This is a genomic window from Halomonas sp. MMH1-48 (assembly GCF_022348105.1).
Taxonomy (GTDB): domain Bacteria; phylum Pseudomonadota; class Gammaproteobacteria; order Pseudomonadales; family Halomonadaceae; genus Vreelandella; species Vreelandella piezotolerans.
Genome location: NZ_JAKRFL010000003.1, coordinates 173,079 through 191,327, shown reverse-complemented (window position 1 = coordinate 191,327; position 18,249 = coordinate 173,079). Strand labels below are relative to the sequence as shown.

Below are 18,249 nucleotides of genomic sequence, written 5' to 3'. Positions count from 1 at the left end.
TGATACGTGAACAGCTCGAACAGCAGCAGTCATGGATTTATCTGGCGTTTATCGCGCTCGGACTTTGCCTTGGCCTATTGGCTCCAGAACCAATGGCAGCGTTTGAGCAGGCACTATGGCCGCTGCTCGGTTTACTGCTCTTCGCCACGTTCACCCAAATCCCGCTGCTGCAAATAAAGCAGGGTCTTCAAGATACGCGCTTCATAGCGGCGCTGTTGATAGGTAATTTTGTCGTGATTCCTGCACTGCTGGGGGTGTTGGTGGTGTGGATTCCCTTGCCGCTGCCCGTGCTGGCAGGCGTTTTATTGGTGCTGCTGATGCCTTGCACCGACTGGTTTATTACCTTTACGCACTTAGGCCAAGGCGACGCAGCCCGCGCCATTGCCGCGACACCCCTTTTATTGCTCGTGCAGATGGTGGCACTACCTGCCTATCTATGGCTATTGCTAGGCAGCGAATGGTTGCAATTAACACTCTCCCCTACGTTACTGAGCGCCTTTTTGAGCTTGATAGTGCTGCCCCTGCTGCTCGCCTGGCTCACGGAGCGCGCAGCGCAGAGATTCGCCACTATCGAACGGGCTACCCGAGCACTGGGATGGATGCCGGTACCGCTTTTAGCCTGCGTGTTGCTGATCATTGCGGCGACTCAGGTCACACAGGTGTTGACCCTGCGTCAGCTACTCGGGCACGCAGTGTTGATCTTCATAGGCTTCTTGATCGTCGCGGCGCTGCTCGGCAAAGCGCTTGGCCACCTCTTTCAACTGCCGCCCACCAGCACACGCACACTGGTGTTTAGCTTCGGCACCCGTAATTCCTTCGTCATGCTGCCCATCGCTCTCACCCTACCCAATGGCTGGCAAGCCGCGGTGGTCATCATCGTGTGCCAATCGCTGGTCGAGTTACTGGGTATGGTGGCATACCTTCGCTGGGTACCGAAGCGTCTAATTCCCAGCAAAGACACAAAAAAAGCCGACGCTCACGGCAAGTAAGCGTCGGCGATGACAGTATGCCCGTGAGGATTAATGGCCGCCCATCAGTTTATCGACCGCTTCCGGGTCGTTATGAACGGCGTAGCGATCCACGACAGTGGCGCTTGCTTCGCTCAAGCCCACTAGGTCTACCTCGGTGCCTTCGCGACGGAACTTGATCACCACGCGGTCCAGTGCCTGAACGGCGGTCACATCCCAAAAGTGCGCTTTCGATAAATCAATGGTGACTTTGTCGATGCTCTCTTTGAAGTCGAACGCAGCCATAAAACGCTCGGATGAGGCAAAAAACACCTGCCCCACCACCTGATACTCGCGCTGTTTGCCGGCCTCTACCTCTTTCGAACCAACGTACATGATGTTGCCGACTTTGTTGGCAAAAAACAGCGCCGCCAGCAGTACGCCCACGAAAACCCCGATCGCCAGATTGTGGGTACCGACCGTGACGGCCACCGTTGCCAGCATGACGATATTGGTGCTCAACGGGTGCTTCTTCAGATCGCGAATGGACTCCCAGCTAAAGGTGCCAATCGAGACCATGATCATCACCGCCACCAGCGCTGCCATGGGAATTTGCGACACCCAGTCTGCTAGGAATACCACCATCAGCAGAAGCACCACGCCCGCAATCAGTGTCGATAGGCGCGTCCGGCCGCCCGACTTGATGTTGATCACCGACTGGCCGATCATCGCACAACCGGCCATGCCGCCCATAAAACCCGCCCCAATGTTGGCGATGCCTTGGCCTTTACACTCGCGATTTTTATCACTAGGCGTATCGGTAAGGTCATCTACAATGGTGGCCGTCATCATCGACTCAAGCAGACCCACCACGGCCAACATCACAGCATAGGGGAAAATGATCATCAGCGTTTCAAGGTTCAACGGCACGTTTGGCCACAGGAAAACCGGCAGCGTATCCGGCAGCTCGCCCATATCCCCCACGGTGCGAATATCCATACCGCTCACCATGTACACCACCGTCAGTACCACGATGCATACCAGCGGCGAAGGCACCGATTTTCCGATCATCGGCAGATAGGGGAACAGATAGATAATGCCCAGGCCTACCAGCGTCATGGCATACACGTGCCACGTCACGTTGGTCAGCTCCGGCAGTTGCGCCATGAAAATCAGAATCGCCAGCGCATTCACGAACCCGGTGACCACCGAGCGAGATACGAACCGCATGAGTTCCGCCAGCCGCAGGTAACCCGCGATGATTTGCAGCACGCCGGTCAGCAGCGTGGCGGCCAGCAGGTACTCTAGCCCGTGCTCTTTCACTAGCGTCACCATCAGCAGCGCCATCGCCCCTGTCGCGGCAGAAATCATACCTGGGCGGCCACCGGTAAAGGCGATCACCACCGCAATACAGAACGAAGCATAGAGCCCTACTTTCGGGTCCACGCCAGCAATGATCGAAAAGGCGATCGCTTCAGGAATGAGCGCCAGCGCGACGACAATACCGGACAGCGTGTCGCCCTTGATGTTAGAAAACCACTCATGCTTGCTGAAAGGTGCCATTCAGGGAGTCCATGGTTTGAGGTTTAAAGATAGTGCGTGCCATAGCCGCACAGAGGCAGCAAATGAGCACACATTAGTCATAGCTTGTCGAATGAATGCTACCGAACGAAGACGCACACGCGTCGGTAGCCAAATAGCGGCATCGGAGTGCCATAGCGCCGGGATGACGCGACAAGCATCATGGCGCTGATAAGGAGGGAAAAACCTAGGGTGGAGTCATCAGCCCTGAAGTCGGCAGAGCAATGAATGCCCATGCATTGTTCATTATGGTTACACCTTGCTGTTCTATCATCGTTATTCAGGCGAGAGGCCAGACGTGCTGGTCGCCGTGAGCGCGGCATTCTACCAGCAAACAGGCCGATTGACACCCGCCTCCCTAGACGTTTAGACGATGACCTGCCCCCTAAGCTTGGCTTACCATGGCACTTGCATGGCGATATTACCGTCGCCTTCTCGACATCTTGATTCTTTCCCACGCTATCGAACGAGAGGACCCGCACATGAGCCAGACAGTCGCAGTGATCAAAGGTGATGGCATCGGCCCTGAGATCATGGACGCCACCCTGCAAGTGCTCGACGCACTCGAGTGCGGGTTGACCTACGAATTCATCGACGCGGGCTTGGTCGCGCTCGACAAACACGGCACGCTGATTCCCCAAGCCTCGCTGGATGCCATCGAAAAGCACGGTATCGCTCTGAAAGGCCCGCTCACCACGCCGATTGGGAAGGGATTTTCATCGATCAACGTACAGCTACGCCGCCACTTCGATCTCTATGCCAACGTGCGTCCCGCCATCAGCTTTCCGGGCACGCGCTCCCGTTACGACGATATCGACATGATCACCGTGCGGGAAAACACCGAAGGGGCCTACCTCTCCGATGGCCAGGAGATGATTGACGACGGCAACACCGGCATTTCAGTGATCAAAGTGACCCGCCAAGGCTCCGAGCGCATCGTGCGTTACGCCTTTGAACTCGCCAAGCAAAACGGCCGCAAGAAAGTCACTGCCGTTCACAAAGCCAACATCATCAAAACCAGCTCCGGCCTGTTTTTGGACGTAGCCCGCGACATCGCCAGCGAGTATCCCGAGATCGAATTCCAAGAGATGATCGTGGATAACGCCTGTATGCAGCTGGTCATGAACCCTCATCAGTTCGATGTGGTGGTCACCACCAACCTATTTGGCGATATTCTATCCGACCTCTGCGCCGGTCTCGTAGGCGGTTTGGGCCTCGCCCCAGGGGCGAACATCGGTGAGAAAGCAGCTATTTTCGAAGCGGTACACGGCTCAGCCCCCGACATTGCAGGCAAGAAAATTGCCAACCCCTGTGCCCTACTGCTCGCCGCCGCCCAGATGCTCGACCATCTCGGCATGACCGCCAAGGGGGATGCCATTCGTCAGGGGATTCGCGCCGTGCTCGAAAACCGCCGCGACATGGTGACACCCGATATGGGCGGCACCGGCACTACCGATACTTTTGCCCAGGCGCTCGTAGAACACTTGCAACGCTGAGCCTAGCCCAGCCACACATCGAGAAACAGCATGATCACCAAGCCCATCGCCAGGCCAAACGTCGCTTTCTTCTGATGGCCGCAGCGGTGGGTTTCGGGAATGATTTCATGGCTGATCACATAGAGCATGGCCCCTGCCGCAAACGCCAACCCCCAAGGCAGCAGTACTTGGGAGACGGTGACGACGCTAGCACCAAAGAGCCCCCCAATCGGTTCGATGAGCCCGGTCAACGCGGCGATCGACCAGGAGCGCCACTTGGAGTAACCCTCGCCCATCAGCGCGACGGCCACCGCCAGCCCTTCCGGCATGTTCTGTAAGCCAATACCTATCGCTAGCGGCATACCTCCTTCTAGGCCATTGGCACCAAAACCAACGCCGACCGCTAACCCTTCCGGCAGATTGTGAATCGCAATGGCAAACACGAATAGCCAAACGCGGCGCAGCGATGCGGCTTCGGGCCCTTCCCGCCCCTGTTGAAAGTGCTCGTGGGGCAATCCTTCGTTGAGTAAGGCAAGGGCACCCATACCTAGCAAAATGGCAGTGCAGACGAGAGCCGCAGGCACCGGCCCGCCAGCATAGTAAATCTCAGCGGCGTCGAGTGCGGGAATGATCAGTGAAAAAAACGAGGCCGCCAGCATCACACCCGCGGCAAAACCCAGCGCTAAATCTCGAAACCCTCGACTCGGCGTGGTTCCCAGCAGTACCGGCAGAGCCCCCACCGCGGTCAATGACCCCGCCACCAAACTCCCTACGACTCCTAGTACCAGCGTATTTTCCATGAGAAATCATTGACTCGATATGTCATATAAAAAGGTGAGATAACCGCTGACGACGTCTGTAAGGAAACGGGCGTCTAGGTCACCCCATTGGCGAGTCAGTGTAACCTCACATGGCGATGTCTTCGAGAGCACTCGAAGCACGACTGGGTTCGCGAGCAGGCGTCAATCGTAGGTTAACGTGCCAAAAAGCGACACCCTGCGCGCAGTTAGAGAGATGACCACTATGACAACGAAAAGAAAGCATCAGAACGGTATGTGCGGCACGTCTTGGCCATGTCTCATCATGACGTTCTTAATCAGCGTTAACATCACTCATCACGCCTCGGCGCAAGAAGTACGCTTTACACCAGAGCGCATCATGACATGGCCAACGCGCAGCTTCGCTGGGGAAACGCGCTATCGCGTGGTGGAAAAATCCGGCCAGCGCGTGCTTCAAGCAGACGCCTTGGGGCAGGCTTCCGCTCGCTATCTTGAGCGAACCATCGACCTAAACGCCACACCGTATCTGCACTGGTGCTGGCAAGTTAGCACTACCTACCCGGGACTTGACGAAACGACCAAAGCGGGCGACGACTACCCCGCAAGAGTATACGTTGCCCGAAAAACAGGCCTATTGCCCTGGCAAGTGGAATCCGTGAATTACGTTTGGGCGTCTGAGCAACCGCAGGGAGCTCATTGGTCCAATGCGTTTACTGACCGCGCTCAGCTTCTGGCACTGCAAAGCGGCGAACACAACGTAGGCCAGTGGCAGGCGGAAGTACGCGACGTGCGCGCCGACTATCGCGCCCTGTTCGGCAGCGCGCCCGATGAGATTCACGGCATCGCTTTAATGAGCGACGGCGATAACGCTGGCGGCAGCGCAATAGCTTGGTTCACCCACTTGGGCTTCTCCGCCGATGCTACCCCACCTACCTGTCCATACTAGTCAACATATGTTAAAACAGATACATAACGCTACCCATGTGACATTTTGTGTCGCACTGATACAAAACAATGTTTTCTATAAGAAACTGGTCTACTCTTAGCGCATTTATAATAACGTGATTGAGAGTCTGCTCCATGCTTAGCCCCTTCTCCTCTGATAACTTGCGCGGCGCCATGGCGCAACATACGGCCTGCATTTACTTCACTCCCGCAGGCATCATTCAAGATGCCAGCCCGCAGTTTCTGGAAACGGTGGGATACTCTCTGGCAGAGATCAAAGGTCAGCATCACCGTCTTTTCTGCTATCCAGAAGATACTCAGAGCGCAGCCTATGCCACCTTCTGGGAAGCACTCGCCGCAGGAGAGCGTCAGCAAGGTCGTTTCCGGCGCATCAATGCCCACGGTGAGGAAGTGTGGCTAGAGGCCACTTATGTCCCTATTAAAAATCGTCGTGGCAAGGTCGTACAGGTGTTCAAAGTGGCCACTGACGTCACCGATAAACACCAGCGCGCCGCCCGTGAACGCGCGATTTTACAGGCGCTGGATAGCTCTATGGCAGTCATCGAATTTACCCCAGACGGTTACATCTTGGATGCTAACCGTAACTTCGAGCAGGCCATGGGCTATTCGCTAGGTGACATTCGTGGCAAGCATCACCGTATGTTTTGTACGAAGGAGTTCTACCAGCAGCGCCCAGACTTCTGGAAACAGCTCGCCAACGGTGAGTTCAAGCAAGGCAAGTTCATGCGCTTGAACGCAAAGGGTCGCGTGGTATGGCTGGAAGCCACGTACAACCCCATCGTGGACGGTGATGGCAAGGTGGTGAAGGTGGTGAAATTCGCCACGGACATTACCCGTGCCATGGAAGCATCCGAAGCCGCTCGCGCGACCGTGGGAAGCGCCCGCGTGTCGTCTCATCAGACCCAGCGCATTGCGCAAGAGGGACTCGAGCATCTGCGAAACGTCCTCTCTCACTTTCAGCATGCCAGCCACACGCTGGGAGACGCGCAGCGCCTGATTAGCGACCTAAACAAACAGGCAGAGCAAATCAACAAAACGGCCAACACGATTGCTCAAATTGCCAGCCAAACTAACTTGCTTTCCCTCAATGCTGCCGTGGAAGCCGCCCGTGCGGGTGAACAAGGGCGTGGCTTTGCGGTCGTGGCTAACGAGGTGCGTCAGCTCGCCCGGGGCTCAAGCGACGCCGTCAACGAGATCACCCGAGTGCTCAAAGAGAATAGCGCTCTGGTGCTGCGCACCACTGAGGCGATGCAACAGGTCGTGGAGCAGGGGCAAACCAGCCAGACCAGCGTGCAGCAGATCGAGGCGATCGTGAACGACATTCTTCAGGGGGCACAAAGCGTTTCTCACTCCATCGAACACCTGACGCTCGAACCTGCATGACGGTGACGCCCTATGAACACGAAAGCCCCGCCAGCTTGCGCTGACGGGGCTTTTAACACGTACTATCGGCGTGCTTAACGCAGCTTGGTCTTGCGCAGGTAAGGCAGCACGGCATCAAACTCACCAAACTTCTGCTTGGCATCCTCGTCGGAGACACTGGGTGGAATGATGACATCCTGTCCGACCGTCCAATCCGCCGGGGTGGCGATGCCATGCTTCGCAGTGGTTTGCAACGCATCCAACGCCCGCAAAATCTCCGCAAAGTTACGGCCAACGGTCATCGGGTAGGTCATGGAAAGCTTGAGCTGCTTGTCCGGGCCGATGATGAAGACCGAACGCACCGTAGCGCTATCGGCGGGCGTGCGGCCATCGGGCAGATAGGCATCTTCCGGCAGCATATCGAACAGCTTGGAGACCTTGAGACCTTCGTCGGCAATGATCGGGAAGCCGACGCTGCTGCCACTCACGGTTTCGATGTCGCCCGCCCAGCGCTTGTGATCCTCTACACCATCGACGGACACACCGATGACCTTGGTGCCACGCTTCTCCCACTCGGCACTTAGCGTTGCGACGGCGCCGAACTCCGTGGTGCACACCGGCGTGAAATCTTTCGGGTGTGAGAACAGAATCGCCCAGCTGTCGCCGATCCAATCGTGAAAGCGGATCGGCCCGTGGCTCGTCTCTGCTTCGAAATCAGGCACGACTGCATTGATACGTAATGACATCGTTGCTCCTCGTTGAAGTGAAGTGGCTCTCATACCATATATGACTTTCAACGCCTTCACTATAGAACGTTTAGTGCTAAAGCAATGAAATGATGGCAGCGTTCACTCGGCCGGTTTTACCTCTTTCTCTTCGCGTTTGATCCGCTTGACCCAGCGCTGTTTTGCATAATGGCGCAAGTTCGCCACGCTATCGGTCTCATCGACGATATCTTGACCCAGGATGGTTTCGATAATGTCCTCCAGGGTGATCAGACCCACGAAGGTACCGTGCTCATCGTAGACCACGCGCATATGAAGGTGATCTTTCAACATGGAGGTGAAGACCTGCTCCACATTATTGGAGACGTCGACGCTGCCGATGGGATGCATCAATTCACGCATCGTCTTGGTGTCATCGGCGTGGTACATATCCGATTTATGCACATAGCCAAACGCCTGCTCGCCGTTATCCATCACCGGAAAGCGTGTGAATGGCGCCTTTCCGTACTGCTCGTCGAACTCGCTGACGGTCATGTTGGGTGGCACGGTCTCACACACGGTGCGTGGCGTCATAGCCTTGTTCACCGTAATATCGTGCAGGTTGAGCATGTTGATGATGGTGCGTGATTCGTCAGCATCCAACACCTCCTCTTCGAGCCCCACCCGCGCCAATACTTTGATTTCGTCACGCAAATCCACGTCATGTTCAGATTTACCTAGACGGCGAGTAATCTGCTCTGACATCCAAATGAACGGTAGTAACCCTACGATCATAGGATTGAGGAGTTTTGGTAACACAGGGGCCAAACCACGCCAGTAGGTCGCACCAATCGTTTTGGGGATGATCTCTGAAAGGATCAGAATCAACATGGTCATGACCGCAGACACGATCGCAATGGAAGACTCGCCGAACACCACCGCCGCCTGGGCACCGACAGCCGTGGCACCGACGGTATGCGCAATCGTATTGAGCGTCAGAATCGCCGCCAGGGGCCTATCGATATTGGTTTTTAACTTGGTCAGCGCGGTATGTAGCTTTGGATTGTCTTCTTTTTGCTTGGCAATATAGCTCGGCGTAATCGACAGCAGCGCTGCCTCAAGGATGGAACACAGAAAGGAAAACGCGATTGAAAGAGTAGCAATCGTGATGAGAAGGAACATGGAAGCTCTTGGTAGTGGGTGAAATAGCCTTATAGAGACTCAACATTGGGCTGTCAATCATTAGCTTAGGCAATTCATTGCTGCACTGCTAGCCCACCTATGTAAAATGTGTCGATATGCTCGGCATGTGCCATCTCACCCGATTGCGTCCCTCTTTTTTGGCAAGATACAGCGCCATATCGGCATGGCGTAAATCCTCTTCCCAATGTTCATCACTCCCGCAGGGGCTCACTTGGCAAGCGCCAATGCTCACTGTGACATGCACCGCCCCTTCACTGGTCAAAACAGGCTTTTCGGCGATCCCTCGCCGAAGTGTCTCTAGCGTTGGGGCGTCGTGGGTGTCGCACAAGCAGACGCCAAATTCCTCGCCGCCCATACGTGCGACCAAGTCATCCGTACGTAGCGAGTTGCTGAGACGATTGGCCACCTCTTTGAGTACCTCATCGCCTACCTGATGTCCGTATTGATCGTTGATCGACTTGAAATAATCAATATCGATGACAGCAACAGTAAAGGTAAACCTCGCTTGTAAATAAAAGGCCATTGCGCGCTCCACAAAAGCGCGCCGATTTGGCAATGTCGTCAACATATCGGTTTCAGCGAGATAACGTAGCTGCTGTTCTGCATGATGGCGGGACTTTTCCACTTCCAAGGCGTAAAAGAAGGCGCCTAACGTATCTAAAAGTGGCTGAAAAAAGAGGGCGTCCTCGTCGGTGTAGTCGTCTTGTTTATTGGCGAGCCCTATCATACCGACAGTGTCATCGGCAATTCTGATAGGTAACCCTAAAAACCTCTGTAGCGGAGGATGCCCGGCAGGCGTACCGCGAGATGCATGATGCTGACGAGGGCGATTGGCAATCACGACATGACCACTGGTCACTACGTGGCCAAACAAATTGTCCAGATTGTTGAAAAACAGTTCGCCCCGTTGGTAAGCCCGGTACTGTTCATTGGTCTCCTCGCTCCAGCTAATGTTCGATAGGGCGTGGATAAACAGGGATTTCTCCCCGTCGCTTCGCACTTGCACCTGGCCGATCAGTCCAAACTGGCTCTCTGCGAGATATAACAGCTCATCGAAGATTAGTTCACAGGAGTGGCGAATGTCTTTTTCGCGAAGAAAAACGCTCTGGGCGCGGTTCATGAAGTTGAGTAGCTGCACCTGCTTTCGCTCCCGAAGCTCGGCGCTCTTTTTCTCCGAAACATCCCGCATGATGCAGGTTAAACGCAGCGGCCTCCCTGCGCTGTCATTGGCCACCACCCGGCCATAGGAGTTGACCCACAGCCAATGGCCCTCGGCATGACGCATGCGATACTCGACGTTCAATACACCGTCCTCCTGCGCCAAGAGCCGCCGGATAGCGTTATTGACCGACGTGAAGTCCTCCGGATGAATCAAACGTTTCCAGAAGCTGGAGCGACTCTCCACCTCATCGCACTCCAGACCCAGCATCTCACACCAACGCTGATTGAATACACTGTGATCGTTGGCTATCTCCCAGTCCCAAACGCCCACGTCAGCAGACTCGATCATCATGGCGAAATCACTATTACTGATGCCTGATCTTTGCTTATCGATAAGATAGATGTAATCGCTAATGAAGTAACTCAACGACTCCAAGAAACGTAGGTCTTTCTCAGACAGGGTATTGGGTCGGTTATCGATCAAGCAAACGGCCCCTACCTCGCGACCGCCTGCCGTGAGGGGCACGCCCGCATAAAAGCGTATGTGCGGCGCTGCTAGCACCAGTGGGTTATCGCAAAAATCAGGATGTTGGCTGGCATCCTCGATCACCAGTGGAGCCCGTAAAGCTACCACGTGGCGGCAGAATGCATCCTCCAACGACGTAACATCTACGTCTAACCCTGATTTGGCGATAAACCACTGTTTCTGACCCAGAACGGAAACCAGCGCAATGGGAAATTCGAAAAAGTCTGCGACGGAAGCAATGAGCTTATCCAGTGCGTCGGTGTCGACGTCAAGAGACAACTTATAGTGACGAATGTGTTGCCAGCGCTTGTTGAGCATTACGTTATACCCTGGTGGCATCGACCCAGTTGCCCACATCATAGGCTAGCTATACTTTATCTCGCGCCAGGGTAGCACTGTCAATTGGTAAAACGCCTCGTTTTCTAAGCACCATTACTTTCAGATGCTTACTTCAAAAAGTTGATAATTTTTAACATTGATGAAACACAAGGAGTGATACGACCAGTGTGCAATTAGGCTAAAACCTAAAGAGCAATGAAATAGCAAAAGAACCAAGCGGACACTTTTTATTATATGCTTCATCAAACATTTAGCTGCGCTGATAGGCGTACTGCACATGCACAAGTACGTGCACCTTAGCGACTCGCCAGCGTGCGTAATACATGTTCGACCTGCGCTTTCGCTTGCTGTTGATTGACACCACTTTTGAGTAGTAACCGCAGCCCTGACATAGAGAGCGTCAAGAAGTACGCCAAGCTGCCTGCATCATGTCCCGGAGAGATAGCGCCTTCTTGCTGTGCTTGTTCAATCACCGTAACGAAGAAATCGGTGATGGCCTGAACACTTTGCTTGGCCGCCTGGGCCTCTGCGCTGTCACCGTTACCCAACTCAGTGGCCGAGTTGAATATCAAGCAGCCCAACGCCGCTTGCTCGCTCTCTGCCTGCTCGGCAGTGCGTGTCAATAAACTGTCGATAAAGTGCCAAGCGCTCTCTTGTTGAGCGAGCAATGTCGCTAACTCTCCCAAAAGCTGATCCCGGTAACGTGTCAGCGCTTCGGTAAAAAGCGCTTCTTTACTGCCATAGGCATGATAGAGGCTACTGCGGGAAATGTTCATGGCACTCAGCAAATCGCGCAGCGATGTATGATGGTAGCCCGAACGCCAAAAGGATTGCATAGCAGCGCTCAATGCGGCTTCTGGCTCATGCTGCATCGGTCTTCCAACACCCATGTATCTACCCCACTGCCTGTCTGACTCATTAGCGGCCTAATATACCATGGGCGGTCTCGTTTGCGCCGGGCGCCCTGCCACGCGTTTTACGACAACTGTTGCAGTTTTGTTAAGGTAACGGCATTACCCTGCTAATCGACGCCCCACGCTTGATGGCGTTTATGTGAAAACAAGTTTGGGTCCGTAAGGCAACAAGTGACTTTGCTAGTTAACTAGATGCACAACGCGACTAGGCAGAGCAACCGAAAATGAAGCCTTGTTAAAAGCGGGTAATGCGCACTATCGGGTGTTAAAGAGGCTCTTGGCCTACGCACCAAAGACGCTGCCCCCACACCAAAACGCCCCCAATTAAGGGGGCGTTTGGCGTTTTAGATTAACGCCAGGGTTTTAAGCAAAGACCTCGGTCCATTCACTGCGCTTGGCCAGCAGACCTTTGGCAAGCGCCTGGGCGCCTTCCAGGCTGTGGCTGGCGGCCCAGCCGCACTGCATTTCGTTGCAAGCGGGCACCTCGGTGGCGGTAAGTACGTCGTTGAGGGTCTGCTCGATGATCGACAGCACATCGTCGTAATCATCGTGGTTGATCAGCGCGATGTAAAAGCCGGTCTGGCAGCCCATCGGGCTGATATCGACCACTTTATCCGTGTGATTGCGCGACATTTCCGCCATCAAATGCTCCAGGGAGTGCAGCGCAGGCATCTCCATGTGCTCTTTGTTAGGCTGGCAGATACGCAGATCGTATTTATGGATACGGTCGCCGTTCTGGCCCTCTTTGATATCGGCCAAACGTACGTAGGGGGCTTTTACCTTGGTGTGATCCAGGTTAAAGCTTTCGACGTTCATCTTTTTCTCGGTCATATGGGCTCCATCATCGTTCGGTTTTGGTCGCCTATTCTACACGTTGTGCCCTCATGACACCTTGGGCGCATCAAAATTCCACGGCTCATCGGTGTAGACGCACACGTTGGCGTCTTCGATATCGCCGTCGGGCGACTCAACGTGCTGGGCGAAGAACTCTTGAATTTCTTTGCGCTGGCAGTGCGCCTCGAACTCTTCACGACTGGCCCAAATCTCGTGAAACACGATGGGATAGCTAGTGCCCTGGGCAAACGGGTTATCGATTTGGCGGGTCACCGTGTAGTGCAGGCAGGCATCTTCGCGATGCGTATTGGGCTCTAGACTCTGCAGCGCTTTGAAGACGGCTTCCTCTTTACCGGCTTTGGGTTTGAAGCTTGCGATGCAGTAGATTTTTTTCGACATGTCGTCTTACCCGTGATAATGAAAGCTGCCCCCATTATGGGGTCGATAGCGATGGATACCAACCTATCGCATCATGCGTTCTGCCAACGTCTCCAACTCGGGCACCGTCATATCGGGTTCGATCCCCCAAGGGTCGAACGGTGCATCCGAATGGCGACGTACCCAGGCACTGCGCAAGCCCGCATGGGTGGCACCAATCACATCGAACGGGTTACTGGAGATGAGCCATGTGGTTTCCGGCCGCGTCTCTAACCGTGTGCGAAGATAGGCGTAAACGGCGGGGTCGGGCTTGAAGCGCTTGATGGCGTCGACACTCACCACGGCGTCCATGTGACTTTTCACCCCGGCGCGCGTCAACAGCTGATTGACGGCGTCTTCGGTACCGTTCGAAAACGCCACACAGCGAATACCGGCATCGCGCAGTCGATCCAGCGCAGGCACCACATCGGGAAAAGCGGGCAGCTCAGCATAAACCGCCATCAAGTGGTCACGATCGTTATCCGACAGGCCGGTTTGCAGCGCGCGGTCGGTAAATACCAGCGCCTCGCGGGTACACTCGGCAAAGGGCACATAGGCGCCCATCAGCCCATGGCGAAAGCTGTACTCTAGCTGTTTTTCCCGCCAGCGCTTGGCGAACTCTCCCGCCTGCTGCGCATCTTGCAGGCGACGTTTCAGCTCGATCGTCACGCCTTGGGTATCAATCAGCGTGCCGTATACGTCAAAAGCGAGTACCGGTTGCATGACAGGCTCCTTTTCAAACATTGGTGGCTTTATGACGTTAAGCTTAGCGGGCTGGCCGAAAACCTCCATTAGCATGACATCTCATTTGGTCGTGAAAAGAGACCTCGCCTTGCGGTGTTCGTTTCATTACTTGCCAACAGTAATGCAAACAATCATTATTATCATTCGCTAGAACAATGCTCTTTATGGTTCATGATGCCTGCTCCTCACCACCTCTTATTGATCGACGATGACCCTATCCTTGGTGAGCAGTTGATCACGCTGCTCAGCCAGCGTAACTACCGCGTTACTCACTGCCTGGATGCCGACAGCGGTTTTCGATGTTTACAGGAAATCGATATCCATCTGCTGCTACTGGACGTCCGACTGCCGGGCATGAGCGGCTTGGAGCTACTCGCAGTGCTGCGTGACAGGTTCTCCCTGCCCGTTTTAATGCTGAGCGCGTGCGGGGCCGAAGAAGAGCGCATCAAAGGGCTACAGCACGGCGCGGATGACTATTTGGCCAAGCCCTTCCACCCGCTCGAATTGGCGCTGCGTATCGACGCATTGCTGCGTCGCTCGGCCCCACCACCCGCTGCCCAAGCGCAGTGCTTGCAGGTGGATGACCTCTCCCTTGACGCCTCTCGCACAGAGATCAAAGTGGCAGGGCAAGCCGTCGAGATTACCCCACTACAGTTTCGTTTACTGTGGTTGTTGGCCCATCACCGAGGCCAAACGCTGAGCAAGACGTATCTTTATCATCGCCTGTTTCAGCGGGAGTACAGCCCCTATGACCGTAGCCTGGATATGCACGTCAGCCGCGTTCGTCGTAAGCTCAGCGGTGCCGGGTTCGACGCGCTAAGGCTGCAAACTCAGCACGGCAAAGGGTACTGCTTGCAATGAGACAGCGATTGCTATGGAAGCTGTGCGGCATCGTGGCGACCGGTGGCATTGCGTTAGTGGTCTCGACGTCACTGCTCGAGAAATGGGCAGAGCGCCAAATGAGCGTGATTGCCCCACACCACCAACGCACTCTGGCAAGCTGGGGCGAGACTACCGAAGCCCTTTACCGCGAGGGCGACGACGCTGCACTCGCCGACTGGCTAGACGCACTGCAAGCCCAGGAGAACACCTGGGCAGCGGTGGTTACCTCCAGCGTAACGCCAGTGGCTGGGGGCACGCTCTCCGAACAGTTTCGAGAGGGTTATCGGTTGGGCCGGCTGATCGAGTGGCCGATTCATCTCTATTTTCCCGACAATCCCATCATGGACATCACCTTCGAAGGCGGCCACCGTCACTTTTTAATTACCCTGCCCCAGCGCATGCGCCCGGGTAGCCACTTGAGAAGCGTCATTTGGCTCGTCAATGGTGTTATCCCGCTTCTGACGCTGTTAGCCATTGGCTGGCTGCTGTATCGACACATTAGCGGGCCGCTGCGCTACCTGCGCGATGCCACGCAGGCCATCAGCGACGGTCAGCCTCATCCATCACCGAGCACGATGCCCCGTGACGACGAGTTAGGCGAGCTCATGCTCCGATTCGACGGCATGGCCAGCAAAACCCAAGCGACCATCGCTGCCCAGCGGCAGCTTTTGGCCGATCTCTCCCATGAAATTCGCGCGCCGCTGACACGCCTTGGCTTGGCGATCGAGCATATGAAAGCAGGCGCTAGCTCGCCTTCGTCCGTCGCTCGCCTGGAGCAGGAAAGTCAGCAGATGCGCCAGTTAGTCAATGATGCCCTAACGCTTGCTTGGCTGAGCCATGAGACACCGGTTTTGGGTACCGACACCTTTGATCTGGTCGACCTACTGGACGCTTTGTTGGACGACGCGCGTTTCGAGTACCCCGATCACCGCTGGAGCGTGTCGCTGCCGGAGAGCGCTCTGCTGTACCACTCTAGCCAGCGCGCATTGGGACAGGCGCTGGAGAATCTATTACGCAACGCCTGCCACTATTCGTTGGCTACGTCACCGCCGCCCACAGTGACACTGTCTCTGACCCCCCAGCCGCGCGGCTATCGGCTAACCCTGCGCGATAACGGTCCAGGCGTCGAGGCCTCGCAGTTACCGCACTTGTTTACCCCCTTCTATCGCACAGCCGATGCACGCCGATGCCGCCCAGAAGGCACGGGGCTAGGACTTGCATTGGCACTGCGTCATATCCATGCCGTGCACGGCAACATCGTCACACGTAACCACCCCGAGGGTGGTTTGGAACACCTCATCACACTGCCGAGAGATGCAGCCCAGCAAGGCATCGACCTACCCGCACACGATCAGTTGTAACAGTTGTAAAAACGGTAGCCAGCCGCGCACACTCAAACGAGAATAATAATCAAATAGAAAAATATGGGAGCCTACTCGTTACCATGCAGCCAACCGCTCGCTTTCTTCGTCATCCTCTTACGCTAACCATCGCTACTCTGATGAGCAGCACCGCGTTTGCTCAATCGCCAGCGTTGCTGGATACCCTTCACGTCGTCGGGGAAGCGCCTCTCCATGGCGACAGCGTGGTAGAAGCCGAGACGCTGGAGCGCTACCAAGCCGACGATCTTGGCGATCTATTCAATCAAGACCCACAAATCAGCGTGGGCGGCTCGCTCGGCATCGCACAGAAGCTCTACGTGCGAGGCATCGAAGACCCGCTGTTGAACGTCACCATCGACGGCGCGGCACAAAGCGGCAGCCTGTTTCACCATACGGGCCGTATTGGTGTAGATCCTGCCCTGCTCAAGCGCGTCGAAGTCACCACGGGGGCCGGTCGTGCCACTGATGGCCCCGGTGCCCTAGGCGGCAGCGTTCGCTTTGTCACTAAAGACCCCGATGATCTACTGCGTGATGGAGAGCACTTGGGCGGGCTATTGTCGGCGGGAGCGGGCACCAACCCAGAAAGTTATCGCGTGAGCACCACCCTGTTTGGTCGCGTCAACGACCAGTGGAGCGCCATGGGCACTCTCGTCGAACGCGACCAGCAACGCTATGAAGACGGCAACGGCAGCGAACAGGCCGGCACCGAGGCCAATCAGCAGTTGGGCCAAGTGAAACTGCTAGGGGACTTCGGCACACAGCGTTTTACGCTCAGCCATGAGATTCGTCAGGACGAAGGCGAACGGGCCCAGCGGCCTCAATGGGTCGTTAGCGGCTTCAATCGCCTGTACTCGCTGGATGCCGAGCGCCAAACCAGTACGCTGAATTACCAACTGCGCCCGCAGGGGCAATCATGGCTCGACCTGGAAGCCACGCTGTACCACACCACGGCCGATGTGGAACAAAACGTCGCGGACCGCTGGGGACGTTATTTCGGCGAATCCGAGTCCACCGGGCTGACGCTTGCCAATACGAGCCGTGTGGGCAGCCACCGTATCGTTTACGGCATCGACTATCGGGATGACGAGGTCACCGCAGGTTACGAGGAAAACCCTACACAGGAACGCGAAAGCGGTGATATCGCCGGGATATTCGTACAAAACGACCTGCAGCTCACCGATGACGTTCGGCTGGGGATCGGCGCCCGGTACGACCGCTATCGCCTCACCGATAATAGCGGCCTCTCTTACCGCGAGGACGACATAAGCCCCAATATCGACGCCGAATGGATGGTCTCCGATCACGTCACGTTGAGCGCTGCCCATGCGCGCGCATTCCGCGGCCCGAAAGCCCACGATGCGTTCAAGCTCGAAGGCGCCGCCAACGCCCCGGATCTTCGCGGCGAACAGGCCCGTAATAGTGAAATCGCCGCGCGCTTCGAGCAGGGCCCTTGGCAACTCAGTGCGGAGCTGTACCGTTCGACCATCGATGACGTCATTGCCGACCCCCTGGGCCGCCCTACCCTGTATCAGAACGTCGGCGATCTTGAATCCAACGGTTATGTGCTCAGCGCGAATTACCAGTGGGCATCACTGTCCGCCGGGCTGAGCTTCCATCACAATGATATCGAGCTGAATGGCCAGCCGCTGACCGTTTATGAGTACAACGGTATTGGTAACACCATCGGCAATACCTGGACGGCAAACGTCGACTACCAAGTCAATCGCGCCTGGCAGGTGGGCTGGCGTGGCCAGTTCGTCGAAGGCATTAGCGCCTTGGAGACCTCGGTGGGCACCATTGGCAAACCGGGGTATGGCGTACACGATGCCTATGTCCGATGGCTTCCCACCCAAAGCGAGGACTTAGCGGTCACGCTAACCGTCAACAACTTGCTGGATAAGCAGTATCTGGACCATGCCAGCAACGCTGACTTCGAGCACCTCCCAGGCTATGAGGGCATCGTAGGGCTGGCCGAGCCCGGGCGCGACGTTCGCCTGGGCGTCGACTACCGGTTTTAATCCCAGTGATCACTA

At 55.8% G+C, this 18,249-nt stretch carries 16 protein-coding genes; 7 read left to right on the top strand and 9 right to left on the bottom strand.

Translation table 11 applies throughout. From position 1 onward, the window contains the following. Positions 1 to 2 precede the first annotated feature (2 nt). On the top strand, positions 3 to 989 hold the full coding sequence (locus MHM37_RS04555; protein ID WP_239296055.1) for an arsenic resistance protein: 987 nt from the start codon (positions 3 to 5) through the stop codon (positions 987 to 989). A gap of 30 nt (positions 990 to 1,019) precedes the next feature. Here the strand turns inward: MHM37_RS04555 and MHM37_RS04550 are convergent, their stop codons facing one another. Further along, positions 1,020 to 2,510 (bottom strand): SulP family inorganic anion transporter, encoded by a 1,491-nt coding sequence (locus MHM37_RS04550; protein WP_139526480.1) that lies wholly within the window; start codon positions 2,508 to 2,510, stop codon positions 1,020 to 1,022. Between the two features lie 500 nt (positions 2,511 to 3,010). Between MHM37_RS04550 and MHM37_RS04545 the strand changes: the two genes are divergently transcribed. Beyond that, positions 3,011 to 4,024: an isocitrate dehydrogenase gene (locus MHM37_RS04545; RefSeq protein WP_239295963.1), complete on the top strand. Its 1,014-nt coding sequence runs from the start codon at positions 3,011 to 3,013 to the stop codon at positions 4,022 to 4,024. 2 nt (positions 4,025 to 4,026) lie between these two features. Here the strand turns inward: MHM37_RS04545 and MHM37_RS04540 are convergent, their stop codons facing one another. Then, positions 4,027 to 4,803, bottom strand: a complete 777-nt coding sequence (locus MHM37_RS04540) for a ZIP family metal transporter (protein WP_139526478.1) — start codon at positions 4,801 to 4,803, stop codon at positions 4,027 to 4,029. A gap of 283 nt (positions 4,804 to 5,086) precedes the next feature. On the opposite strand from MHM37_RS04540, the gene MHM37_RS04535 reads away from it, so the two are divergent. Together MHM37_RS04535 and MHM37_RS04530 are read left to right on the top strand one after the other, a co-directional pair. Next, positions 5,087 to 5,728: a DUF3047 domain-containing protein gene (locus MHM37_RS04535; protein WP_239295964.1), complete on the top strand. Its 642-nt coding sequence runs from the start codon at positions 5,087 to 5,089 to the stop codon at positions 5,726 to 5,728. A gap of 134 nt (positions 5,729 to 5,862) precedes the next feature. After that, on the top strand, positions 5,863 to 7,131 hold the full coding sequence (locus MHM37_RS04530; RefSeq protein WP_239295965.1) for a PAS domain-containing methyl-accepting chemotaxis protein: 1,269 nt from the start codon (positions 5,863 to 5,865) through the stop codon (positions 7,129 to 7,131). 74 nt (positions 7,132 to 7,205) lie between these two features. On the opposite strand, the gene MHM37_RS04525 is transcribed toward MHM37_RS04530, so the two are convergent. The 7 genes from MHM37_RS04525 to MHM37_RS04495 form a co-directional block, all read right to left on the bottom strand. Next, entirely contained in the window at positions 7,206 to 7,856 is a 651-nt protein-coding gene (locus tag MHM37_RS04525) for a peroxiredoxin (protein WP_239295966.1), read from the bottom strand. A 102-nt stretch (positions 7,857 to 7,958) separates the two neighbouring features. Continuing rightward, on the bottom strand, positions 7,959 to 8,996 hold the full coding sequence (locus tag MHM37_RS04520) for a CNNM domain-containing protein (protein WP_139526475.1): 1,038 nt from the start codon (positions 8,994 to 8,996) through the stop codon (positions 7,959 to 7,961). A gap of 97 nt (positions 8,997 to 9,093) precedes the next feature. Continuing rightward, on the bottom strand, positions 9,094 to 11,022 hold the full coding sequence (locus tag MHM37_RS04515) for a diguanylate cyclase (RefSeq protein WP_239295967.1): 1,929 nt from the start codon (positions 11,020 to 11,022) through the stop codon (positions 9,094 to 9,096). A gap of 317 nt (positions 11,023 to 11,339) precedes the next feature. Then, a complete protein-coding gene (locus MHM37_RS04510; protein ID WP_219861618.1) occupies positions 11,340 to 11,915 on the bottom strand; it encodes a TetR/AcrR family transcriptional regulator in 576 nt (191 codons plus the stop codon). Between the two features lie 405 nt (positions 11,916 to 12,320). After that, entirely contained in the window at positions 12,321 to 12,788 is a 468-nt protein-coding gene (locus tag MHM37_RS04505; RefSeq protein WP_239295969.1) for an S-ribosylhomocysteine lyase, read from the bottom strand. A gap of 51 nt (positions 12,789 to 12,839) precedes the next feature. Beyond that, complete coding sequence (locus MHM37_RS04500) at positions 12,840 to 13,190, bottom strand: antibiotic biosynthesis monooxygenase (protein ID WP_139526471.1); 351 nt, start codon at positions 13,188 to 13,190, stop codon at positions 12,840 to 12,842. Positions 13,191 to 13,253: 63 nt separating this feature from the next. Further along, positions 13,254 to 13,931: a haloacid dehalogenase type II gene (locus MHM37_RS04495; protein ID WP_153842564.1), complete on the bottom strand. Its 678-nt coding sequence runs from the start codon at positions 13,929 to 13,931 to the stop codon at positions 13,254 to 13,256. 192 nt (positions 13,932 to 14,123) lie between these two features. Here MHM37_RS04495 and MHM37_RS04490 point away from each other — a divergent pair, with 192 nt between their 5' ends. The 3 genes from MHM37_RS04490 (at position 14,124) to MHM37_RS04480 (ending at position 18,234) form a co-directional block, all read left to right on the top strand. Then, positions 14,124 to 14,813, top strand: coding sequence for a response regulator transcription factor (locus MHM37_RS04490; protein WP_239295970.1), 690 nt, complete (start codon positions 14,124 to 14,126; stop codon positions 14,811 to 14,813). Then, positions 14,810 to 16,195: a sensor histidine kinase gene (locus MHM37_RS04485; protein ID WP_239295971.1), complete on the top strand. Its 1,386-nt coding sequence runs from the start codon at positions 14,810 to 14,812 to the stop codon at positions 16,193 to 16,195. The genes MHM37_RS04490 and MHM37_RS04485 overlap by 4 nt, the downstream gene beginning before the upstream one ends. An 83-nt stretch (positions 16,196 to 16,278) precedes the next feature. Further along, on the top strand, positions 16,279 to 18,234 hold the full coding sequence (locus MHM37_RS04480; RefSeq protein ID WP_239295972.1) for a TonB-dependent receptor: 1,956 nt from the start codon (positions 16,279 to 16,281) through the stop codon (positions 18,232 to 18,234). Positions 18,235 to 18,249 lie beyond the last annotated feature (15 nt).